21 protein-coding genes are annotated in these 20,974 nt (G+C 74.4%); 7 read left to right on the top strand and 14 right to left on the bottom strand.

The genetic code is table 11. The annotated features are described in order from the left end of the window. Window positions 1–72 precede the first annotated feature (72 nt). The 4 genes from ACQPYD_RS07820 to ACQPYD_RS07805 form a co-directional block, all read right to left on the bottom strand. A complete protein-coding gene (locus ACQPYD_RS07820; protein WP_433700389.1) occupies window positions 73–2,067 on the bottom strand; it encodes an acetoacetate--CoA ligase in 1,995 nt (664 codons plus the stop codon). Window positions 2,068–2,306: 239 nt separating this feature from the next. After that, a complete protein-coding gene (locus tag ACQPYD_RS07815; protein WP_267948786.1) occupies window positions 2,307–2,981 on the bottom strand; it encodes an HAD family hydrolase in 675 nt (224 codons plus the stop codon). A 53-nt stretch (window positions 2,982–3,034) separates the two neighbouring features. Further along, on the bottom strand, window positions 3,035–3,685 hold the full coding sequence (locus tag ACQPYD_RS07810) for a DUF4126 domain-containing protein (protein ID WP_433700388.1): 651 nt from the start codon (window positions 3,683–3,685) through the stop codon (window positions 3,035–3,037). Between the two features lie 131 nt (window positions 3,686–3,816). After that, the gene (locus ACQPYD_RS07805) at window positions 3,817–4,062 is read right to left on the bottom strand and encodes a DUF2630 family protein (RefSeq protein WP_433700387.1); all 246 of its coding nucleotides are present in this window, start codon (window positions 4,060–4,062) and stop codon (window positions 3,817–3,819) included. Between the two features lie 253 nt (window positions 4,063–4,315). On the opposite strand from ACQPYD_RS07805, the gene ACQPYD_RS07800 reads away from it, so the two are divergent. Further along, window positions 4,316–4,606 carry a metal-sensitive transcriptional regulator gene (locus ACQPYD_RS07800; RefSeq protein ID WP_267948783.1) on the top strand — a complete coding sequence of 97 codons (291 nt, stop codon included), beginning with the start codon at window positions 4,316–4,318 and terminating at the stop codon, window positions 4,604–4,606. A gap of 114 nt (window positions 4,607–4,720) precedes the next feature. Here the strand turns inward: ACQPYD_RS07800 and ACQPYD_RS07795 are convergent, their stop codons facing one another. Next, on the bottom strand, window positions 4,721–6,097 hold the full coding sequence (locus tag ACQPYD_RS07795) for an NAD(P)/FAD-dependent oxidoreductase (protein ID WP_433700386.1): 1,377 nt from the start codon (window positions 6,095–6,097) through the stop codon (window positions 4,721–4,723). A 303-nt stretch (window positions 6,098–6,400) separates the two neighbouring features. On the opposite strand from ACQPYD_RS07795, the gene ACQPYD_RS07790 reads away from it, so the two are divergent. Then, window positions 6,401–7,048 carry a hypothetical protein gene (locus tag ACQPYD_RS07790; protein WP_433700385.1) on the top strand — a complete coding sequence of 216 codons (648 nt, stop codon included), beginning with the start codon at window positions 6,401–6,403 and terminating at the stop codon, window positions 7,046–7,048. Window positions 7,049–7,227: 179 nt separating this feature from the next. Here the strand turns inward: ACQPYD_RS07790 and ACQPYD_RS07785 are convergent, their stop codons facing one another. From ACQPYD_RS07785 to ACQPYD_RS07770, 4 genes are all read right to left on the bottom strand, one after another. Next, window positions 7,228–7,497, bottom strand: coding sequence for a DUF6510 family protein (locus ACQPYD_RS07785; protein WP_330156610.1), 270 nt, complete (start codon window positions 7,495–7,497; stop codon window positions 7,228–7,230). Then, the gene (locus tag ACQPYD_RS07780) at window positions 7,494–8,228 is read right to left on the bottom strand and encodes an FAD-binding oxidoreductase (RefSeq protein WP_433700384.1); all 735 of its coding nucleotides are present in this window, start codon (window positions 8,226–8,228) and stop codon (window positions 7,494–7,496) included. Before ACQPYD_RS07780 ends, ACQPYD_RS07785 begins: the two co-directional genes overlap by 4 nt. After that, complete coding sequence (locus ACQPYD_RS07775; RefSeq protein ID WP_433700383.1) at window positions 8,228–8,827, bottom strand: sulfite oxidase-like oxidoreductase; 600 nt, start codon at window positions 8,825–8,827, stop codon at window positions 8,228–8,230. Before ACQPYD_RS07775 ends, ACQPYD_RS07780 begins: the two co-directional genes overlap by 1 nt. A 181-nt stretch (window positions 8,828–9,008) precedes the next feature. Beyond that, entirely contained in the window at window positions 9,009–9,599 is a 591-nt protein-coding gene (locus ACQPYD_RS07770; RefSeq protein ID WP_433700382.1) for an SACE_7040 family transcriptional regulator, read from the bottom strand. Window positions 9,600–9,745: 146 nt separating this feature from the next. On the opposite strand from ACQPYD_RS07770, the gene ACQPYD_RS07765 reads away from it, so the two are divergent. From ACQPYD_RS07765 to ACQPYD_RS07755, 3 genes are read left to right on the top strand one after another with little or no spacing between them, the layout of a single operon-like run. After that, window positions 9,746–11,356, top strand: a complete 1,611-nt coding sequence (locus tag ACQPYD_RS07765; RefSeq protein ID WP_433701984.1) for a carboxyl transferase domain-containing protein — start codon at window positions 9,746–9,748, stop codon at window positions 11,354–11,356. A gap of 7 nt (window positions 11,357–11,363) precedes the next feature. Further along, window positions 11,364–13,481 (top strand): acetyl/propionyl/methylcrotonyl-CoA carboxylase subunit alpha, encoded by a 2,118-nt coding sequence (locus ACQPYD_RS07760; protein WP_433700381.1) that lies wholly within the window; start codon window positions 11,364–11,366, stop codon window positions 13,479–13,481. After that, window positions 13,478–14,635, top strand: a complete 1,158-nt coding sequence (locus ACQPYD_RS07755; protein WP_267948775.1) for an acyl-CoA dehydrogenase family protein — start codon at window positions 13,478–13,480, stop codon at window positions 14,633–14,635. Before ACQPYD_RS07760 ends, ACQPYD_RS07755 begins: the two co-directional genes overlap by 4 nt. A 44-nt stretch (window positions 14,636–14,679) precedes the next feature. Here the strand turns inward: ACQPYD_RS07755 and ACQPYD_RS07750 are convergent, their stop codons facing one another. From ACQPYD_RS07750 to ACQPYD_RS07730, 5 genes are all read right to left on the bottom strand, one after another. After that, the gene (locus tag ACQPYD_RS07750) at window positions 14,680–15,228 is read right to left on the bottom strand and encodes a MauE/DoxX family redox-associated membrane protein (protein ID WP_433700380.1); all 549 of its coding nucleotides are present in this window, start codon (window positions 15,226–15,228) and stop codon (window positions 14,680–14,682) included. Window positions 15,229–15,233: 5 nt separating this feature from the next. Next, a complete protein-coding gene (locus ACQPYD_RS07745; RefSeq protein WP_433700379.1) occupies window positions 15,234–15,689 on the bottom strand; it encodes a S26 family signal peptidase in 456 nt (151 codons plus the stop codon). After that, window positions 15,683–17,557 (bottom strand): ABC transporter ATP-binding protein, encoded by a 1,875-nt coding sequence (locus ACQPYD_RS07740; protein WP_433700378.1) that lies wholly within the window; start codon window positions 17,555–17,557, stop codon window positions 15,683–15,685. The genes ACQPYD_RS07745 and ACQPYD_RS07740 overlap by 7 nt, the downstream gene beginning before the upstream one ends. Window positions 17,558–17,560: 3 nt before the next feature. After that, complete coding sequence (locus tag ACQPYD_RS07735; protein WP_433700377.1) at window positions 17,561–18,115, bottom strand: hypothetical protein; 555 nt, start codon at window positions 18,113–18,115, stop codon at window positions 17,561–17,563. 84 nt (window positions 18,116–18,199) lie between these two features. Further along, on the bottom strand, window positions 18,200–18,403 hold the full coding sequence (locus tag ACQPYD_RS07730; RefSeq protein WP_267948770.1) for a hypothetical protein: 204 nt from the start codon (window positions 18,401–18,403) through the stop codon (window positions 18,200–18,202). A gap of 360 nt (window positions 18,404–18,763) precedes the next feature. Here ACQPYD_RS07730 and ACQPYD_RS07725 point away from each other — a divergent pair, with 360 nt between their 5' ends. Together ACQPYD_RS07725 and fxlM are read left to right on the top strand one after the other, a co-directional pair. Next, window positions 18,764–19,543, top strand: a complete 780-nt coding sequence (locus tag ACQPYD_RS07725; RefSeq protein ID WP_433700376.1) for an AfsR/SARP family transcriptional regulator — start codon at window positions 18,764–18,766, stop codon at window positions 19,541–19,543. A 108-nt stretch (window positions 19,544–19,651) separates the two neighbouring features. Then, window positions 19,652–20,917: a methyltransferase, FxLD system gene (gene fxlM, locus ACQPYD_RS07720; protein ID WP_433700375.1), complete on the top strand. Its 1,266-nt coding sequence runs from the start codon at window positions 19,652–19,654 to the stop codon at window positions 20,915–20,917. Window positions 20,918–20,974: the final 57 nt, after the last annotated feature.

Genomic DNA, 20,974 nt, shown 5'->3' with positions numbered 1-20,974 from the left:
GGCGCCCGGCCCCCCGGGCGCGTTCGGCGTGGTCCGTCCCGGCAGGCCGGCTGCGCGGGCGGAGGGCCCCGGTCAGCCCTTCAGTTCGCTGAAGCGGTCCAGGGCCTCCGGGTTGGCCAGGGAGTCGCGGCTGGCGACCTTCTCGGGGTCCTCGCCCATGAGGATGCGCTTGACCGGGACCTCCAGCACCTTCCCGGACAGGGTCCGGGGCACGGCCGCGATGGCGCGCACGCGGTCGGGCACGTGGCGGGGCGAGCAGTCGGTGCGGATGCGCCGGGCGATCTCCCCGGGCAGGTCGCCCTCCAGGTCGGCCCCCTCGCGCAGGACGGTGAACAGCTCGATCCTGGAGGAGCCGTCCTCCTGGGGCACGTCCACCACGAGGGCGTCCACGACGTCGTCGAGGGCGAGGACCGCGCGGTAGATCTCGCTGGTGCCCATGCGGACGCCGCCGCGGTTGATGGTGGAGTCCGAGCGGCCGTAGATGATCGCCGTGCCGCGGTCGGTGATCTCGATCCAGTCGCCGTGCCGCCAGATCCCCGGGTAGACGGAAAAGTAGCTGTCGCGGAGGCGTTCACCGTCCTCGTCCCCCCAGAAGAAGACGGGCATGGACGGCGCGGGCTGCGTGACGACGAGCTCGCCCACCTCGCCGGTGAGCTCCCTGCCCTCGGGGTCCCAGGAGGCGACCGCCATGCCGAGCGCCCGGGACTGGATCTCGCCCTCGTAGACCGGCAGCGTGGGCGTTCCGCCGACCAGGCAGCTGCACACGTCGGTGCCGCCGGAGGTCGAGAACAGCCAGAGGTCCGCGCCGAACTCGTCGTAGGCCCAGGAGAACGCCTCGGGGCTGAGGGGGGAGCCGGTGGAGCCGATGGCCTTGAGGCGGGAGAGGTCGCGCCCCTCGCGGGGGTGGACGCCCTCCTTCATCGAGGAGGCCAGGAAGCCCGCGCTGGTACCGAAGACGGTCACCCCTGCGTCGGCGGCCAGGTCCCAGAGCGCGCCCATGTCGGGCGCCGCCGGGCTGCCGTCGTACAGGACGATGGAGGCCGGGGTCAGCAGGACGCTGACCAGGAAGTTCCACATCATCCAGCCGGTGGTGGTGAACCAGAAGACCCGGTCGTCCTCGCGGGCGTCCAGGTGGAGGTGGAGGTTCTTGAGCTGTTCCAGGAGAATGCCGCCGTGTCCGTGCACGATGGCCTTGGGCAGCCCGGTGGTCCCGGAGGAGTAGAGCACCCAGAGGGGGTGGTCGAAGGGGACCGGGGTGAACTCCAGTTCGGCCCCGGCGCCGGACTCCTCCAACCGCCCCCAGGACATGGTGCCGTCGAGGAGGGCGCCGGGGACGAGGTGGTCGAGGAGGACGGTGTGCTCGGCGGTGGGCAGTGCGGCGCGCAGCTCGTCGACCACGGGGCGCCGGTCGAAGTCCTTGCCGCCGTAGCGGTAGCCGTCGACGGCGAGGAGGACCTTCGGCTCGATCTGCGCGAAGCGGTCGATGACGCTGCGGACCCCGAAGTCGGGCGAGCACGAGGACCACACGGCGCCGAGGGAGGCGACGGCGTAGAACGCGGCGACCGTCTCGGGGAGGTTGGGCAGGTACGCGGCCACGCGGTCGCCCGGGCCGACCCCCAGTCCGCGCAGCCCTGCGGCGATGGCGGCGGTGCGCCGACGGAGTTCGCCCCAGGTCCACTCGCCGAGTCCGCGCAGCTCGGTGGCGTGCCGGATGGCGACGCGGGCGTCGTCGCGGCCCTCGAAGACGTGTCGGGCGTAGTTGAGGGTCGCCCCCGGGAACCACGAGGCGCCGGGCATGGCGCGTTCGGCCAGCACCTGCTCGTAGGGGGTCTCGGACCGGACTCCGTAGTACTCCCAGACCGCTTCCCAGAAGCCGTCGACGTCGGTGACCGACCAGCGCCAGAGGGAGTCGTAGTCGAAGGACGCGGCCGGGGAGCCCTCCTCCCCGCCGAACGCACGGACCCCCTTGTTCTCCGAGGCCCACCGGGCGAACGCGACGATGTTCGAGGACTCGGTCCGCGCCTCGTCGGGCTCCCAGAGCACACGGGGCACTCTGCTCTCCGTCATTGGCCCGCCTTCCCAATCGCGTGGCTGTGTGTTGCTGTGAGACCCATCTAACAACACCCCACGGCCGCCGCCGCGCCCCGGCCTCGCGACAGGGAGGACCGGGGCGTGTGGTAGGCGTGCAGGTCACCGGCGCGGCGGTCGCGGCCGGCCCCGGCCCGGGACGCGGTCGGGACGGGCTCCCGCGAGGGGCCGCGCGCTCCCGTGGGAACCGGTCACGGGACGTCCGCGGCCGCGGCGGGTCAGGCGGCGAGCAGAGCCGCGACGGCGGCCACCGGGGAGTCGACCACGGGGGAGCCCGTGGCCTCCAGCCGCTCGCGCGCCATCAGTCCGCTGGCGACCAGGACGGACCTGGCGCCCGCCTCGCGGGCGGCGCGCGCGTCGTCGTCGATGTCGCCGATCAGCACGACGCCGGCCGGGTCGATGCCCTGGTGGTCGAGGTGGCGCACCAGGTGTTCGGCCTTGGAGTCGTGCTCGGTGGCGAACCTGCGGCCGTCGACCCGCGTGAAGTGGGAGGTGAGCCCGCGCTCGGTGACCAGGGGCACCAGGTGCTCGTGCGAGGCCATGGAGAGCAGGGACTGCGTTCCGCCGCCGCCGGACCACCGGTGCAGCACGTCCGGGACGCCCTCGCTCAGCTCGCAGGTGTGCAGGTGCTCCAGGTAGCTGCTGTCGTAGAGCCGCTCCGCGTGCTCCCACTCGCCGTCGGCGAAGGGTCGGCCGAGGAGGTCCTCGTAGCAGGGGATGAGGGGCCGCCGGAAGACGGAGCGCCAGTAGTCCATCTCCACGGGCTCGCGGCCGAACCGCGCGCAGACGGCGTTCACCGCCGCGAGGTTGGCGTGGTTGTCGTCCAGGAGGGTGCCGTTCCAGTCCCAGACGATGTGGGTGATACCGGTTCGGTCGAAGGTCGTTTCAGTCATCGCCAGCACTTTACGGCCCCTCGCCCCGGTTCGTGAATGCGTTTTCGGCCACCTCACCTCGGGTGACCGGGGTCCGGGGCGTCCGGGACGCGGGCCGCGCGCCGCTCCGCCCGGGTCCGGCGCACGCGCCGGACCAGCAGGACGCCGCCGACGACCATCACGGGGAAGAGGACGAGGACGAGCAGCGGCACCAGGATCGCGAGCAGCGAGGTGACCAGGCTGACGAAGTCCTCCAGGAGGGAGACGAGGGGGGCCGAGCAGCCGAGCGAGACGCCGTTGGTCACGACCCGCGCCATCGCCTTGGCGACGTGGAAGAGCAGGGCGACCACCACGCCGGCGATCACCGGGATCCAGGAGACCCCGGTCCCGTCCTCCGCCGCGGCGCCGGAAGCGGCGCCGGTGATCTCGGACAGCTCGACCGTCGAGGCCCCCGCGCCGAAGACGATGCCTCCCGAGGTGGGCCGCACCACGGTCTGGATGACGTCGTTGACGCTGTCGACGGCGGGGAACTTGTCGGCGGCGAACTCCACGACGAGCAGCACGCCGAGGGTCACGAGGGTGACGGGGTGCTCGAGCCACAGCCAGGCGTCGCCGAGCGGGACGAGGTCGGTGAAGCGGGCGAGCAGGCCGACCGCGAGGAGGGGGATGTAGGCGTTGAGCCCCGCCGCGGAGGCCAGGCCCAACCCGGTGAGAGTGGCGAACATGCTCTTCCTTCTGTGCTCCAGGGGGGACGGGGGCCGTGCGCGCGCACGGCCCCCGTCCCGGCGCCGGTGTCACCGTGTGACGCTCACGGGGCACATGAAGTTTCGCCTCGGGCTGCCCGGAACCGCCGGGGCTACTGGCGGTAGTTCTCGACCTCGGAGGCGGGGCGGACCCGGGCCTCGTCCGGGTCCTGGCCGAACTCGCTGCGGGCCCGCCGCTGCCGGAGCAGGTCCCAGCACTGGTCCAGCGCGGCCTCCACCTCCTCCATGCGGCCGCGCTCCTCCGGCTCCAGTCCCCCGGCGGCGGAGCGGAGCGCGTGCTCCTCGTCCATCAGTCCCCGGATGGTGGCCATGATGTCGTTCTCGGCGCTTTCGCTCATACGGCCATCGTCGGCTCGGCCGGTGGCGGGGGCAAGGCCCCGGCCCCGGGCTTGCCCAGATCAGACCGGACGTTTACGGCCCGGGACGGCGAGGCGATCGACCCTCGTTCGTCTGGGAAACTCCTACTACGGCCGCATTGACCACCACGCGCACGGGGCCGGGACGGCGGAATGCGTTCCACACCCCCGCGGTTGGATACCTGTAGGGGGTATGGTAATGGCATCTGGGCAGGAACAACACGGAAGCGGGACCATGGCTGCGACCCACGGTTACAGCAACGACAAGCAGAGTCACATCAACCGGCTGCGCCGGATCGAGGGACAGATCCGCGGGCTCCAGCGCATGGTCGAGGACGACCAGTACTGCATCGACATCCTGACCCAGACGTCGGCCGTGAACAAGGCGCTGCGGTCCTTCTCCCTCGCCATCCTCGACGAGCACCTCAAGCACTGCGTGGCCCACGCCGTCGCCAACGGCGGCGAGGAGGCCGACGAGAAGGTCCGCGAGGCCTCCGAGGCCATCGCCCGCCTCGTCCGCTCCTAGGAGGCGCCCCCGGACTCCCCCCGAGCCGCGGCCGGACACGGCCCGGCCGGCCGCCGGAGCCCCGACGGCCGGGCCCCGCCCGGGGCCCGGCGCACGCCGCCGGCCCGCGCGGCCTCAGTCCTCTCCGTAGCGCTCCCGCTCGTTCTCCAGCAGGCGCGCCCCCTCCTTGCCCGAGGACGCGGCGTCCAGGTAGTCGACCGCCTCGTTGGCGACGAACGACGAGGGGCGGCCGTCGTCGGCGAAGCCCAGCCGCGACACCTCTCCGCCGGTGAACGCCCGGATCCCCCAGTTGGCCAGGATGCGGGCCCGGGCGGTCGGGGACGGCACCGCCATCATGTGGTAGCCGCGGGTGACCCCCAGCGCGGGGAGGCCGGTCAGGTCGAACTTGAGGACCCGCGCGAGCGCGTCCCTGCCGCTCAGGTCCACCACCAGTCCCATGTCCTTGTGCCGGAAATCGCGCAGCGGGCGCCCCAGCAGGGAGGCGACGACGTTCTCGGCGGCGGTGGCGGCCTGGCGGGTGGCGTACTGCGCGGTCGGCGGGCAGTAGGCGCCGCCGTCCTCGGCGAGGTTGGGCACCGCCGCGGCGTCACCGATGGCGAACACCTCCGGGACCCCGGGCACGCGCAGGTCGGCGCCCACCTCCAGACGGCCCCGCTGGGTGGGCCTGTCCAGGGTCTCCATGAGCGGGCTGGGCGAGACGCCCGCCGTCCAGATCAGCGTCCGGCAGGGCAGGGCCCGGCCGTCGGTGAGGACCACCTTGTCGGCGCTCACCTCGCGCACGGACACCTTGAGCTTGACCTCGATCCCCAGGGACCGCAGCAGGTCGAGCGCCTTGCGCCCCAGCCGGTCGCCGAGCTCGGGCAGCACCTTGGGCGCGATGTCGACGAGGTGCCAGCGGATCACCGAGCGCAGCTCCGGGTAGCGCTTGGCCGCCTCCTGGCAGAGCCGCATCAGGGAGGCGGCGGTCTCGACGCCGGTGTAGCCCCCGCCGACCACGACGAAGCGGCAGCGCTCCTCCCGCTCGGCGGGGTCGCGGGTGTCGTTGGCCAGTTCCAGCTGGGCGAGGACGTGGTCGCGCAGGAGCACGGCCTCCGCCAGGGTCTTGGCGCCGTAGGCGTGCTCGGTGAGCCCGGGGATGTCGAAGGCCCGGGTGAGACCCCCGGGCGCGAGCACCAGCCGGTCGTAGCGGAGGGGCGCGAGCTCACCGGTGGGCCGGCGGACGAGGACGACGCGGTCACGGGTGTCCACGCCGACCGCGTGTCCCGGGACGAGCCTGGTCTCCCTGGTGAGCCGGTGCACGGACATGGCGACCGACTGGGGTGTGAGCAGCCCTGAGGCGACCTGGGGCAGCAGCGGGCTGTAGAGCATGTAGTCGTGCGGGGCGACGAGGGCGATGTCGGCCGCCCCCGTCGGGATACGGCGTTCGAGGTGACGCAGGGTGTGGAGTCCACCGAAACCCGCGCCGACCACCACGATCCGAGGCCGAGACATATGTACACCGCTCCTTCTCCGTGTCGTGGTACGGGACGTCATGGTGTGCCTGGGGGACGTTGGACGCAGGCGTACCCACTATCACCGCGGCCAAATGTACGACCGGAGGAGGCGATCCGGGACGTTTCCCGCCGGGGGTCCCGGGGACTTTGTCGCCTCTTGGCCCGGGACGGAAAAGGCATACGCGTCCTTCATCCCCGCGAAACCCGGGGATGACCTGCGATCCGGAACACTGGTGACCGTATGTAACGACACGATCACGAACCGTGTCGCCGCCTAACCTGGAAGGAGCAGTGAAAAAGCATGCGCGCGTTCACCAGGATCGCCGCCACCACCGCCCTGGCCGGAGGACTGACCGTGCTCGGCGCGGGCGCCGCCCTCGCCGCCTCGGCGGAGGGCCCCGGGGAGTGGTCTCCCCACGGGACCTTCGAGGCCGTCACCGCCCAGGCCCTCGTGGACTGGATCGACCGCAACGCCTCCGCCCCCGGGAAGGACGCCGACCCCGTTCCGGCGGACGTTCCCGGGGCACAGGCCCCCGAGGGCGCGCAGGGGCCGACCGGTCCGGCCGGGCCGAGCCAGGGGAACCCTGCGCAGGAGGCTCCGGGCCAGGAGGCTCCGGGCCAGCAGGCGCCCGGACAGCAGGCCCCGGGCCAGGAGGCCCCGGCACAACAGACGCCCGGACAGCAGGCCCCGGGCCAGGAGGCTCCGGGCCAGCAGGCGCCCGGACAGCAGGCGCCCGGGTCCGCCGCCGGGAACGGCGCTCCCGACGGGGCGACCGGCCCCGTGAGGCCGCAGGAGGACGCGCCCGCCGACGCCGACGCCCCGGCGCAGGCCCCGACCGGTGTGGTCGAAGCCCCGTCCGAGGCCACCGCGGAGGAGGCGCCCGCCGACGCGGCCGCCCCGGCGCAGGCCCCGGCGAAGCCCTCCGACGCGACCGGCGCGCGGCCGTAGGCGCGCCGCCGGGAGACCCCTCCGCGGGGAGTCCCGGCGCACTCCCGTGGGGGGCGGGGACGGGCGGCAGGCCGGCCGCCCGTCCCCGCCCGTTCCGCTCACCCGGGACCGGCGCCCCCTCACCGCCCCGGAGCCGGGACCCGCCCGGCGGTCGCCGCCGATCGCCGCTGGACCCCGCCTCACGTCTGCAGGCGCACCCGCACGACCCCCGTCCCCCCCAGGTCCACCCAGACGCTGTCGGGGGTGCGCACCAGCCGCAGGACCAGGGTCCGGCACACCGGGCAGCTCGCCACCAGCCCCGGGCCGTCCACCATCACGTGCAGCTCCGCGAACACCCCGCACGCCCCGCACACCGAGCACCGCCGCTCGGCGGCGGTCAGGTCCACGGACAGGATCTCCGACAGCGGGCCCGCCAGGGCGTTGGCGTCGACGTGCTCCGGTTCGGTCATCTGGCACCTCCACCGGATCCGAACCGCTCGGTCCGGACCCGTCTCGGGTCGTGCCCCAGGGCCACGAGGGCGTCGGACGCCGTCTCCACGAAACCGGTCGGCCCGCACACGAAGCACACCGGGGCGAACTCGGCCGGGAACCCGTGGGTGTTCAGCTCGGCCGCGCCCAGGCGCCCGGGTCCGCGGGGCGAGGCCTCCGGGGTCCGGCGCGTGTAGGCGACGAACAGGTCCACTCCCCCGTCTCCGGGCCGGTGGGCGCCCAACTCCCCCCGGTAGTACCGGTCCTCCGGCGTGCGCACCGAGTACAGGACCCGGAAGAGCGCCCGGCTCCCCACCCTGCGCCGCTCACGCACCATCGCCATCAGGGGCACCACCCCGGAGCCGCCGCCCACCAGGACCACCGGGTCCGGGGACTTGGCGTCCCACACGAACCAGCCGCCCAGCGGGCCGCGCACCTCCACCGCGTCCCCCGGCGCGAACACGTCCACGAGGTAGGGGGAGACCTCCCCGCCCTCCACCCGCTGCACGGTGAGCTCGATCCGCTCCCCCTCGTCGGCAGAGGCCACCGAGTAGCCGCGCTGGGCGGTGTAGCCGTCCTCGGCGGTCAGCCGGACGTCCACGTGCTGGCCCGCGCGGTGGCCGGGCCAGCCGGGCACGTCGAGCACCAGCGTCCGGGCGCTGTCGGTCTCCCAGCGGTCGGCCACCAGGGTCGCGGGCCGCCACGCGACCATCAGTCGCCCCGGTAGCGCTGCTCGCGCCACGGGTCGCCGTAGTCGTGGTACCCGGCCTGCTCCCAGAACCCGGGCTCGTCCTGGTGGAGCAGGCTGATCCCGCGCACCCACTTGGCCGACTTCCAGAAGTACAGGTGCGGCACGATCAGCCGGGCCGGTCCCCCGTGCTCGGGGGCGAGCGGCTCTCCGTCGAAGGTGTGCACGATCCACGCCTGCCCGTCGGTGAGGTCCTGGAGCGGGAGGTTCGTGGTGTAGCCGCCGTAGCTGGACGCGAGGGCGTACTCGGCGGTGGTCTCCACGTCCTCCAGCAGGACGTCGAGGCTGACGCCCTCCCAGTCGGTGTCCAGCTTGGACCAGCGGGTGACGCAGTGGATGTCGACGCGGGGGCGCTCCTGGGGCAGGGCCCGGAACTCCTCCCAGGTCCACACCCGTGTCTGCCCCGTCTCCGCCTCGACCGAGAAGGTCCACTCCCCGGTGTCCACCCGGGGCGTGGGTCCGGCGGACAGCACGGGGAAGTCGTGCGTCTCGTACTGCCCCGGGGGAACCCTCTCGGGGTCCTGGCCCCCGCGCCCGCGAAAGCCCCTGGTCACCACGTTCATGTCCGCCTCCCTGGATCGGTGTCCGGCGGGTCTACCCCGGCCGGGGTCACCCCACGGCATCGCCTCCGCCAAATCCCGGCACCCGCGGCCGGGCCGTCGCCCCCGGCGGCGGTGCAGGAGCGCGGGACCGGGGGACCGGGGGACCGGGGGACCGCGGGCGCAGCGGGGCGCCGGCCCCGCGCTACACGGCCGGAGGCGCGGTGTCGGGGGAGGTGAGGGCGGCGCGGCCCATGGAGAGCAGCAGCTCGGCCATGTGCGGCCGGGGCAGCTCGCCCCTGCTGTGGGGGGTGGAGTTGAGCAGGCCGAACACGGCGTGCACGGCGGCGCGGAGCACGGTCGGGGACGCCCCGGGCCGCAGCTCGGCGAGCACGCCCACCCACTCCTCGACGTAGCCGCGCTGGAGGCGGCGCACGCGCCGCCGGTCGGGTTCGGTGAGGTTGCCCAGCTCCCGGTCGTGCACGGTGATCAGGGAGGGCTCGTCCAGGGCGAACGCGATGTGTCCGCGCAGCAGCGCGTCCAGGGCGCCGTCCGCGCTCGCCGCCTCCGCCACCAGCTCCCTGCCCTGCCTCGCCAGGCGGTCGCTGATGTCGACCAGCACCTCGCCGAGGAGCGCCTGCTTGCCGGGGAAGTGCCGGTACAGGGCGGGGCCGGTGGTGCCGACGGCGCGGCCGAGGTCGTCGATGGACACCCCCCGGTAGCCGCGTTCGGCGAAGAGCCCCGCCGCCGCGCCCAGGATCGCCGTCCGGCGCTCGCCCGTCGGTCTCGGCCCCATCCGCTCCGCCCCTCCTCGCCCGCGGGTGGCTCCGGGGTGACTCGCGCCTCCCGGGCCCTGGACACCCATGTTAGTAGTTACTAACATCACGGTTGTTAGTGAGCATTAACATCCCTCCACGAGAGGACACCATGAGCAGGGCACCAGTGCTCGGCTCGGCGGTGGACACCGCCGGGCCCGCGTTCGCCGCCAACGACGCGGCGAACCGCGCCCTCGCCCTGGAGCTGCGCGAGCGGATCGCCGCCGCCGCGCCGGGCGGCCCGGAGAAGGCCCGGGCACGGCACGTCGGGCGCGGCAAGCTCCTGCCGCGCGACCGCGTCGACCTCCTCCTCGACCCCGGCTCCCCCTTCCTGGAGATCTCCCCGCTGGCCGCCGACGGGCTCTACGGCGAGGACGGACGGGACGCGCCCGGCGCCGGGATGATCGCCGGCGTGGGCCGGGTCACGGGCCGACCGGTGGTCGTGGTCGCCAACGACGCCACGGTCAAGGGCGGCAGCTACTACCCGATGACCGTCAAGAAGCACCTGCGCGCCCAGGAGGTGGCGCTGCACAACCGCCTCCCGTGCGTCTACCTCGCCGACTCGGGCGGCGCGTTCCTGCCGATGCAGGACGACGTCTTCCCCGACCGCGAGCACTTCGGGCGGATCTTCTACAACCAGGCCACCATGTCGAAGCTGGGCATCCCGCAGATCGCCGCGGTGCTGGGCTCGTGCACGGCGGGCGGCGCCTACGTCCCGGCGATGAGCGACGAGGCGGTCATCGTCCGCGACCAGGGGACCGTCTTCCTGGGCGGCCCCCCGCTGGTGAAGGCCGCCACGGGCGAGGTCGTGACCGCCGAGGAGCTGGGCGGCGGCGACCTGCACTCGCGGGTGTCGGGGGTCACCGACCACCTGGCCGACGACGACGCCCACGCGCTCACCATCGTGCGGCGCATCGCCGACACCCTCGCTCCGCCCGGCCCGCCCGCGTGGGAGACGCGCGGGCCGCGGCCGCCCGCGCTGGACCCGGACGAGCTCTACGGGGTGGTCCCCGCCGACACACGCACCCCGTACGACGTGCGGGAGGTGATCGGCCGGATCGTGGACGGCAGCGAGTTCACCGAGTTCAAGGCCGAGTACGGGACGACCCTGGTCACGGGGTTCGCCCACCTCCACGGCCACCCGGTCGGGATCATCGCCAACAACGGCATCCTCTTCGCCGAGTCCGCGCTCAAGGGCGCCCACTTCATCGAGCTGTGCGACCGGCGCGGCGTCCCCCTCGTCTTCCTCCAGAACATCTCCGGGTTCATGGTGGGCCGCGACTACGAGGCGGGCGGCATCGCCAAGCACGGGGCGAAGATGGTCACCGCCGTGGCCTGCGCCCGCGTCCCCAAGTTCACCGTCGTCATCGGCGGGTCGTTCGGCGCGGGCAACTACAGCATGTGCGGCCGGGCGTACTCCCCCCGGTTCCTGTGGATGTGGCCCAACGCCCGCATCTCGGTGATGGGCGGGGAACAGGCCGCCTCGGTGCTGTCCACGGTCCGCCGCGACCAGCTGGAGGGGCGCGGCGAGGCGTGGTCCGCGGAGGACGAGGAGGCCTTCAAGGCGCCCGTCCGCGACCGGTACGAGGAGCAGGGCAGCCCGTACTACTCCACCGCCCGCCTGTGGGACGACGGCGTCATCGACCCCGCCGACACCCGCGACGTGCTCGCCATGGCCCTGTCCGCCGCCCGCCACGCGCCACTGGACCCGGTGGGCTACGGCGTCTTCCGGATGTGAGGAACCCTTGACCACGACGCCACGAACGTCCCACTCCCCCGCGACCGTGCTGGTCGCCAACCGGGGCGAGATCGCCCTGCGGATCATCCGCACCCTGAAGCGCATGGGGATCGGCTCGGTGGCCGTGCACACCGACGCCGACGCCGGCGCACCCCACACGCTCGCCGCCGACCTCGCCCTGCGCGTGGACGGCTACCTGGACTCCGGCGCGATCGTCGCGGCGGCCCTGGAGTCGGGCGCCTCCATGGTGCACCCCGGCTACGGCTTCCTGTCGGAGAACGCCGGGTTCGCCCGGGCCTGCGCCGGGGCGGGCCTGGTCTTCGTCGGACCTCCCGCCCCGGCGATCGAGGCGATGGGCGACAAGATCCGCGCCAAGGACACGGTGGCCGCCGCGGGCGTTCCGGTCCTGGGCGGGTTCGCCGAGGAGCCCGGACAGCCGCTGGACGACGACGCGCTGCTGCACGCCGCCGCGGAGACCGGGTACCCCCTGCTCATCAAGCCCTCCGCGGGCGGCGGCGGCAAGGGCATGCGGGCCGTCCACTCCCCCGACGACCTGGTGGCCGCCGCCGCGGCCGCCCGGCGGGAGGCCCTCGCGTCGTTCGGCGACCCCACCCTGCTGGTGGAGCGCCTGGTCCGGCGGCCCCGGCACATCGAGGTGCAGGTCCTCGCCGACGGCCACGGCAACGTCGTCCACCTCGGCGAGCGCGAGTGCAGCCTCCAGCGCCGCCACCAGAAGGTGGTGGAGGAGGCCCCTTCCCCCCTGCTCACCGCCGCCCAGCGGGAGGCCATGGGCGGGGCGGCCGTGGCCGCCGCGCGCTCGTGCGGCTACACGGGCGCGGGGACGGTCGAGTTCATCGCCGAGGCGTCCGGGGGCGGCGGGGGGCCGGAGCTCTCGTTCTCGTTCCTGGAGATGAACACCCGGCTCCAGGTGGAGCACCCGGTCACCGAGGAGGTCGTCGCGATCCGAGGCGGGCGCGGCATCGACCTGGTCGAGCTCCAGGTCCGGATCGCCCTGGGCGACCCGCTCCCCTTCGGCCAGGACGACGTGTCCTGGCAGGGGCACGCGGTGGAGTCGCGGATCTACGCCGAGGACGCCGACCGGGGGTTCCTGCCCACCGGCGGCCCCGTCCTGGCACTGTCCGAGCCCTCCGGCGCCCGGGTGGACTCCGGTGTCGCGGCGGGGGGCGAGGTGACCTCCGCGTTCGACCCGATGCTCGCCAAGGTCATCACCTGGGGCCCGGACCGGGCCGAGGCGCTGCGCCGGATGGACGCCGCCCTGGGCGCGTACGTGCTGCTGGGGTGCGTCACCAACACCGCGTTCCTGCGCAGGCTGCTGCGCCACCCGCGTGTGGCGGCGGGCGACCTGAGCACCGACCTGATCGAGACGGATCCGCCGGAGCCCGCGCCCGGGGCGCTTCCCGAGCACGTGTACGCGGCGGCGGCCCTGGACCACCAGCTCGACCTGGAACCCGCAGGGGCGGGCCCCTCGGCGGACCGGTTCGCCACCCCCGACGGGTGGCGGATGGGCGGCCCGGCGTGGACCCCGTGGCGCCTGCGCGCGCCCCGGCACGACTCAGCGGTCGTCCGGGTCCGGCGCGACGGCGCGGCCGGGGCCTACCTGGTGCGGGTGGACGACGGCGCGCCCGTCCCCGCGACGGCACGCCGCTCCGCGGACGGATCCCGCCTGACCGTCACCCACGCGGGGCGTACCCGCACCTACGCGCGCGCCGACGACCCCGCCACCGGGCACCGCTGGCTGGGCGCCGGGGGCACGGCGTGGACCCTGCACGAGGAGCCGGTGGCGGCGGCGCTGCGCGACGACGACGCGGCGGTCGACGGCACCGTGCGCAGCCCCATGCCGGGGACGGTGCTGGCCGTCCCCGTTCAGGTGGGCCAGGCGGTCCTCGCCGGGACCCCGCTCGCCGTCGTGGAGGCCATGAAGATGGAGCACTCCGTCCCCTCCCCCTTCGACGGCACCGTCACCGGCGTGGCGGTGCGGCCGGGCGCGTCCGTACCCATGGACGCGCCCCTGGTCACCGTCGAACCCGTCCGGGCCGAGCCCGGCGCCACCCCGCCGGACCCGTCCGTTCCCACCCCCGCCACCAGCGAGGAGCACACGTCATGAGCCGTCACGAGCTGTCGACCGAGCACGCCGACCTCCGGGCCGCCGTGGAGGAGTTCGCCCGGACCGAGGTCGCCCCGGTGATCGGCGACTTCTACGAGCGGGGCGCGTTCCCGTACGAGATCGTCGCCAAGATGGGCCGGATGGGCCTGTTCGGGCTGCCGTTCCCCGAGGAGCACGGGGGGATGGGCGGCGACTACTTCGCCCTGTGCCTGGCCCTGGAGGAGCTCGCCCGGGTGGACTCGTCGGTGGCCATCACCCTGGAGGCGGGGGTGTCGCTGGGCGCCATGCCCATCTACCGGTTCGGCACCGACGAGCAGAGGAAGGCGCACCTGCCCCGGCTCACCTCCGGTGAGGCCCTCGGCGCCTTCGGGCTCACCGAGCCGGGCGGCGGCTCCGACGCCGGGGCGACCCGGACCACTGCGCGGCTGGAGGGCGGCGAGTGGGTGATCAACGGGACCAAGTCGTTCATCACGAACTCGGGCACGGACATCACCTCCCTCGTCACCGTCACCGCCGTCACGGGCCGGCGCGAGGACGGGCGGCCGGAGATCTCCTCGATCCTGGTGCCGAAGGGCACGCCGGGCTTCTCCGTGGGCCAGAAGTACTCCAAGGTCGGGTGGAACGCCTCCGACACCAACGAGCTGGTCTTCGAGGACTGCCGGGTGCCCGAGGCCAACCTGGTGGGCGAACGCGGACGCGGGTACGCGCAGTTCCTGCGGATCCTGGACGAGGGCCGCATCGCCATCGCCGCGCTCTCCGTCGGCCTGGCGCAGGGGTGCGTGGACGAGAGCGTGCGCTACGCCCACGAGCGGCACGCCTTCGGCCACCCGATCGGGCACTACCAGGCGATCCAGTTCAAGATCGCCGAGATGGAGTCGCGTGTGCACGGGGCGCGGCTGGCGTACTACGACGCGGCGTCGCGCATGCTGGCGGGCGAGCCCTTCAAGAAGGAGGCGGCGATCGCGAAGCTGCTGGCCTCCAACGCGGCCATGGACAACGCCCGTGACGCCACGCAGGTGTTCGGCGGCTACGGGTTCATGAACGACTACCCGGTGGGCCGGTTCTACCGCGACGCGAAGATCCTGGAGGTCGGCGAGGGGACGAGCGAGGTGCAGAAGATGCTCATCGCCCGCGAGCTGGGGCTCCCCGCCTAGGTGTACCGACCGGAAGCGGTGCCGGTGCGGCGCCCGGCCGACCGCTACCCGCGGCGCGGCCGGGCGGCCGGGGCGAACAGGTCCACGACGTCGTCCATGACGACGACGAGGAGCCCGGCGACGCCCCCCGCCAGAACGGCCAGCAGCACACCGGCCGGCTCGGGCGCCGCCGCCGGGGCCGGGGCCAGCGCCCCCGCCGCGGCGACGGCGCCCAGCACGGCGTTGCGCGCCACGTGGCGCGGCGCGTAGGCCGCCCCCGCCCTCCCGAAGCAGTGGCAGCGCGCCGACGGCCCGCGCCGGAGGGACGACACGATCACCACCGTGAACACGCACAGCAGGGCGAACGAGCCCCCGAAGGCGACCCGGCCCAGCTGTTCGGCCCCCGACGCGCAGCCCCCGAAGGCCGCGACCACGGCGGCCTCCGCGGCGGGGACGGACCGCGTCGCGAGGGGCAGCAGCCGCGGCGGCAGCAGTCGCAGGGGTTCCAGCGACGCGGCGAAGCCGCGGGGGTCCCGGGCCTTGCCGAACGCCGAGGCGGCGAAGACCGTCGCGAGCAGGGCCGCCGCGCCGGGCAGCAGGTGGTCCCACGGCATCGGCGTCATCCCTCCAACCGGCGCAGCACGGTTCCGACGACGCGGCCCACCGGGACCGGGCCGAACCCGCGCGAGTCGAGGCTGTGGCCCGGGTTGTCGCCCAGGACCACCACGCAGCCCTCCGGGACGGTCCGGGTCCCCCCGGGGCCCGCGACACCGGCGGGCAGCGGGTCGCCGGCCACCGCCGCCACCCGCTTGACCAGGTAGTTGGGCCTGCGCCGGTTGCGCTCGTCACGGATCACCGGGGTCTGCGGATCGCTCAGGACCACGAGTTGGCGCGGGGCGATCACCGTGCCCCTGTTCGTGCGCGCGGAGAGCATCCGGTCCCCGTGGCGGAGCGTGGGCAGCATGCTCTCCCCCGACACCACCGCGACGAAGATCCTGCGGCGGACCCACAGGAGCGCCCCCAGCGCGGCGGCCGGGAGGGCGAGCGCGACCGCCGCGCCGATCGCGGTCAGCACGGGGCCCCCTCGTCCCGGCGACGCCTCTCGTCCTCGTGGTCGCCCCCGTCCCGGCGGTACCCCTCGGCCTGGATCGAGAACAGCCGGGCGTACACGCCGTCCACCGCCATCAGCTCCCCGTGCGTCCCCGACTCGGCGATCGTCCCGCCGTCGAGCACGACGATGCGGTCCGCGTCGCGCAGGGCGCCGAGCCGGTGGGAGACCAGGAGGCTGGTGCGGCCCCGGCGCTGCTCCCTGAGCCGCGTGTGCAGTTCGTACTCGGCCTCCGCGTCCAGCCCGGCGCTGGGCTCGTCGAGGATGAGCAGGTCCCGCTCCTCGCGGAGCAGGGCGCGGGCGATCGCGACCCTCTGCTGCTGCCCGCCGGAGAGGTCGACCCCCTGCCCGTTCCCGTCCCCCTGGTAGAAGATCCGGGTGATGAGCGTGTCGTACCCGTGGGGGAGGGCGGCGACCGCGTCGTGGACACCCGCGCGGCGGGCCGCGGCCTCGATCGCCGCACGGTCCCCGGCCCGGGACCGGTCGCCCAGCCCGATGTTCTCGGCGGCGGTCATGTCATAGGTCATGTAGTCCTGGAACACGGCGCCGATCCGCTCGCGCAGGACCGCGGGGGCGACGTCGCGGATGTCGGTCCCGTCCCAGGCGATGGTGCCGCGGTCGGGGTCGTAGAACCGGCACAGCAGCTTGACGAGGGTGCTCTTGCCCGATCCGTTGAGCCCCACCAGGCCCAGGGCCGTCCCCGCCGGGATGTCCAGGTCCACGCCGCGCAGGACCCAGGGCTGGTCGGGGGTGTAGCGGAACCACACGTCGCGCAGCTCGATACGGCCGGTCAGCGGGCCGACCCCGCCCGTCCCGGAGGCCAGGTCCGGTTCGACCGCGACGACGTCGCGGTAGTGGGTGAACAGGAGCAGGCGCTGGTGGGCCTGGGCCAGGAGCGAGATCATGCCCGCCATCCCCTGCTGCACCGCGCCGACCGCGGCGATGTACAGCGCCACGTCCCCCACGGCCCCCGAGCCGGCGTCCGCCCGGAGGACCACCCACACCAGCCCCCCGCCGGAGATCAGGGCGGACAGGAGTCCGGCGGCGACCTGGACGGACATGTCGCGCCGGTCCATGCGCCGGTTCTCGTCGTTGGCCCTGCGCCGTTCGGTCAGCATGCGCCCGCGGAGCATGTCGCCGAGCCCGAAGAGGCGGATCTCCTTCGCGGCCTCCGCACTCGACATCAGGTCGCGGTAGAACAGCTCCCTGCGCTCGACCGGGCCCAGCCTCCAGATCATGGCGGCCCGTCTGCGCGACAGCCCGAGCTGCCCCCACAGCGCGGGCAGGGTCCCGAGGAGGACGACCCCGGCCAGCACCGGGTGGATCACCACGAGGGAGCCGACGAAGCCGAGGACCGTCACGAGCCCGGCGACCAGCCCGAGAGCGGCCTGGAGGACCTGTGTCGGGGTCTGCCCGCCGTTGTCGGCCGCCAGCCGCAGGCGGTCGAGGAAGGCCGGGTCCTCGAACCGCCCGAGGCCGGGGAGCCGGTTGACGGCCGTGAACAGGCGGTCGTCCGCGTGGAGGCCGACCCTGCGGCCCAGCTCGTCCTCGGCGTACGCCTGCAGCGCCGTGGTCACGGCCGTCGCGACTCCGAGGACCGCCAGCGCGGCGGCCGCGGCGAGGACGGCCGCCGGCGCCGCGCCCACGGCGAGGTCGTTGAGCACCGTGCGCATGAGCCAGGCGTTGGCGACCGGTACCGCGCCCGCCGTCACGGCCAGCGCCGTCAGGCCGAGCGCCCACCAGCGGCCCGCACCCCACACGAGCCGGAGGGCGGGGGGAAGGCCCGCGGCGACCTGGCGCCGGCCGTTCCCGTGCCGCCCGTGCGCGTCCTCCATCGCTCACCCGGCCGCCGGGCCGAGGGCCACGCCGCCGGGCCGGGGCGCGAAGACGCTGGTGGCCGTCACCACGCCCCCGACCACCGTCACGAAGCAGGGGGTCCCCCGGACGTCGAGGAGGCGGGGCAGCGCACCGTCCCAGGGTTCGACCACCACCGGCACGGCCGGCTCCAGCAGGGCGACCATCCCGTCCTCGAGCCCGCCCTCCTCGATCACCACGGCGAGGACCCGCTCGCCCGGACGCCGGGCGGCGTGGTCGAGGACGAGGGGCAGGCGTTCACGGCACGGGGAGCAGTCGGGGGACAGGACGGCCACCAGGAGGGGGACGGCCGTCTCCTCGAAGGCGAGTTCGCAGCCCAGGGTGGAGCGCGCCCGGAACGCGCCGACCCGGGTCCCGACGGGGGCCGCCGACGCGGGGAGGTCGTCGTCGGCCGCACCCGGACGCCCCTCCAGCAGTGCGGTGTGCTCCCGCAGCCTGCGCACCACCCCGATCGCCAACAACAGGTTCAGGATCCCCAGTGCGCCGACCAGGGCCACTGCGACGACCACGAAGACCACGACGTACCTCCTCGTTGCGCACCGGACGGGGGTGGCGGAGCGGGGCCCCGCCACCGGGTCGGCGCCCCGCGCGGGGCGGCCCGACTAGCAGGTGCCGCAGTCCAGCTCGCGCACCTGGGTCTCGCTGCCGCAGGTGCGCTTCTGGTACTGGACCTTGTTGGTCCAGAAGAAGCCGCAGCGGTTGCAGTGCGAGTCCCTCCACGGGCCGCAGGCGGCCGCCTCGACCCTGACCTGCGGAACGACCGACCGGAGTATGCGATCGCCCAGCGACGCGATCATGCTGACCATGTTCGGTTCCTTTCTCGGTGTGCGCCTGGTTGGCAATCGACAGACAACCACCGGCGGGTACACCGGGGGTACACTCCGGATTCATTTCTCCACCCGGCCCGCGGAGCTCTTTTACGGACAGTCCGAATGCCGTAGTATTCGAGGCCCGGACGGCCGGGACCGGCCATTCACGGCTGCCGATCGTGACCCCGTGTTACTCTTCGCACACCATCGGACATGGCCTGTTTGCGCACCAACGGGCGGGTCAGAACGTGAGAAGAATCGGCACTCCGGCCGACAGTCCTGTTTCATGGCGGCGCGCCGGAACGACGACGATCAGAGATACTCATGGACTTCAGATTGCTCGGTCCGCTCGAAGTCATGGACGATTCCGGTAATTCCATACCGATCAACCGCAAAAAGCACCGGCAACTCCTCGCCGCCCTCCTCGTGCGCGCGAATACGGCGGTCCCCTGCGTGCAGTTGATCAACAACGTCTGGGGCGACGGTCCGCCCCGTTCCGCCCGGGGCAACCTCAAGACCTACGTCTCGCAGCTGCGGCAGCGGATCGACCGCATCGAGACCAGCGGGGAGGGCTACCGCATCCGGGTCGGGGAGCACGAGCTGGACTCCGCCGTCTTCGCCGCCATGCTGCGGCGGGGGCTGCGCACGCTCGAGGGGGGACGGCCGGCCGAGGCCGCGCGGACCCTGGAGGAGGCGCTCGGCCTGTGGCGCGGCGCCACCCTCCAGGACACGCCTCTCGACGGCGACCTGGCCCTCACCCACACGCACCTGGACGAACAGCGGCTCACCTGCTTCGAGACCCTCATGGACATCCACCTCTCCCAGGGGCGGCACACCGAGGTCCTCGCGCGGCTGTACCCGGTGATCGGCTCCCACCCGCTGCACGAACGCCTCTGGGGCCTCCAGATGACGGCCCTGTACCGCGACGGCCGCTGCGCCGAGGCGCTCGCCGCGTACCGGACCATGCGCGCCCGCCTGGTGGAGGAGCTGGGGGTGGACCCGAGCCCCGAGCTGGAACGGCTGCACGGCCAGATCCTGGCCCGCGACCCGGCGCTGTCCTCCCCCGCCGGCCTCCCCCCGCGGCCCGCGCCCCGTCGCCCCGCCCCGCGGGCACAGGTCGACGCGCCCGTGGTCTGACGCCCGGACCGTCGCCGCGGAGGCGGCCCCCGGCGCCTCCCCTGCCGCCGCCGTGCCCGGCCGCCCATGCCCGGGAGGTCCGGGGCCGGTCGCGGAGGAGGTGCCATCATGGAGGTGCAGCCCCTCGCCCCGGCCGCGGAGGAGGACCCGGTGGACGACGACGCGAACACCCCCGAACGCCTGCGCGAGGCCCTGGTGGACGGGGTCGCGGCCCGGAGCGCGCGGCTCGGCCGCCCCCTGGCGCCCCGGGTCGAGGCCGCCCTGCGGACGGTGCCCCGCCACCTCTTCCTCCCCGGCCGGTCCCTGGAGCGGGCCTACGCCGACATCCCCGTCGTCACCAGGACGGACCCCGCGGGGCTCCCCACGAGCTCGGTCTCCCAACCGGCCATGGTCGCCACGATGCTCGACCAGCTCCGGGTCGAACCGGGCCACCGCGTCCTGGAGATCGGCTCGGGCGGCTACAACGCCGCCCTGCTCAGCGAACTGGTCGGCCCCGCGGGCTCGGTCACCACCGTCGACATCGACCCCGGCGTCACCGCCCGGGCCCGCTCCGCGCTGGACGGGGCGGGCCACGGCCGGGTGGACGTCGTCCTCGCGGACGGCGAGTTCGGCCTCCCCGACCGCGCGCCCTTCGACCGGATCGTCGTCACCGTCGGAACCTGGGACATCCCGCCCGCGTGGCCCGGACAGCTGGCCCCGGGCGGCCGGATCGTCGCACCGCTCCGCCTGCGCGGCCTCACCCGCTCCCTCGCCCTGGAACCGGACGGCGGCCACCTCGTGAGCCGGTCCGAGGAACCGTGCGGGTTCGTGCCGATGCAGGGGGCGGGCGAGAGCGCCGTGCTCCGCGTGCCGCTGCACGGCGACGAGGTGGGCCTGCTCGTCGAGGACGGTCCGGCCCCCGACGCGGCGCCCCTGGCGGACGCGGCGGCCTCCCCGCGCGTGGACCTGCGCTCGGGGGTCGCGCCCGGGCACGCCGACCCCTTCACCGGACCGGACCTGTGGCTGGCCACCGCCCTTCCGGGCTTCTGCCTGCTCACCGCCACGCCGCAGGCCGTCGCCCGCGGCCTGGTCCGTCCCGCCTGGTCCACGGGCACCCCCGCCCTGGCGGAGGACGGCGGCTTCGCCTACCTGGGCGCGCCCGGGCACGCGGGCGCCGGGACGGGGCGTCCGGAGTTCGTCGTCCACGCGCACGGACGCCGCGCCGAGGACCTCGCGGCCCGGCTCGCGGGACGGATGCGGGACTGGGACCGCGACCACCGGTCCGGTCCGGGCCCGGTCTTCACCGTCCACCCGGCCGGCGTCCCCGACCGGGCGCTCCCGGACGGGTTCGTCATCGACAAGCGCCACACCCGGGTGGTCGTCACCTGGCCCTGAGCCCTCCCGGCCCCGGGAGCGCCGGGACCGGCCGTGCCCCCGCACGGCCGGTCCCGC

Source organism: Nocardiopsis sp. CA-288880, from assembly GCF_050955985.1.
Lineage (GTDB): Bacteria > Actinomycetota > Actinomycetes > Streptosporangiales > Streptosporangiaceae > Nocardiopsis > Nocardiopsis tropica.
Note: the sequence above shows the minus strand (reverse complement) of the source record. Positions and strands in the feature narration are given on the sequence as shown.

Coding starts and splice junctions, on each gene's coding strand:
- ACQPYD_RS07820 (WP_433700389.1), bottom strand. CDS start 2,067: ATGACGGAGAGCAGAGTGCCCCGTGTGCTCTGGGAGCCCGACGAGGCG.
- ACQPYD_RS07815 (WP_267948786.1), bottom strand. CDS start 2,981: ATGACTGAAACGACCTTCGACCGAACCGGTATCACCCACATCGTCTGG.
- ACQPYD_RS07810 (WP_433700388.1), bottom strand. CDS start 3,685: ATGTTCGCCACTCTCACCGGGTTGGGCCTGGCCTCCGCGGCGGGGCTC.
- ACQPYD_RS07805 (WP_433700387.1), bottom strand. CDS start 4,062: ATGAGCGAAAGCGCCGAGAACGACATCATGGCCACCATCCGGGGACTG.
- ACQPYD_RS07800 (WP_267948783.1), top strand. CDS start 4,316: ATGGCTGCGACCCACGGTTACAGCAACGACAAGCAGAGTCACATCAAC.
- ACQPYD_RS07795 (WP_433700386.1), bottom strand. CDS start 6,097: ATGTCTCGGCCTCGGATCGTGGTGGTCGGCGCGGGTTTCGGTGGACTC.
- ACQPYD_RS07790 (WP_433700385.1), top strand. CDS start 6,401: ATGCGCGCGTTCACCAGGATCGCCGCCACCACCGCCCTGGCCGGAGGA.
- ACQPYD_RS07785 (WP_330156610.1), bottom strand. CDS start 7,497: ATGACCGAACCGGAGCACGTCGACGCCAACGCCCTGGCGGGCCCGCTG.
- ACQPYD_RS07780 (WP_433700384.1), bottom strand. CDS start 8,228: ATGGTCGCGTGGCGGCCCGCGACCCTGGTGGCCGACCGCTGGGAGACC.
- ACQPYD_RS07775 (WP_433700383.1), bottom strand. CDS start 8,827: ATGAACGTGGTGACCAGGGGCTTTCGCGGGCGCGGGGGCCAGGACCCC.
- ACQPYD_RS07770 (WP_433700382.1), bottom strand. CDS start 9,599: ATGGGGCCGAGACCGACGGGCGAGCGCCGGACGGCGATCCTGGGCGCG.
- ACQPYD_RS07755 (WP_267948775.1), top strand. CDS start 13,478: ATGAGCCGTCACGAGCTGTCGACCGAGCACGCCGACCTCCGGGCCGCC.
- ACQPYD_RS07750 (WP_433700380.1), bottom strand. CDS start 15,228: ATGCCGTGGGACCACCTGCTGCCCGGCGCGGCGGCCCTGCTCGCGACG.
- ACQPYD_RS07740 (WP_433700378.1), bottom strand. CDS start 17,557: ATGGAGGACGCGCACGGGCGGCACGGGAACGGCCGGCGCCAGGTCGCC.
- ACQPYD_RS07730 (WP_267948770.1), bottom strand. CDS start 18,403: ATGGTCAGCATGATCGCGTCGCTGGGCGATCGCATACTCCGGTCGGTC.
- ACQPYD_RS07725 (WP_433700376.1), top strand. CDS start 18,764: ATGGACGATTCCGGTAATTCCATACCGATCAACCGCAAAAAGCACCGG.
- fxlM (WP_433700375.1), top strand. CDS start 19,652: ATGGAGGTGCAGCCCCTCGCCCCGGCCGCGGAGGAGGACCCGGTGGAC.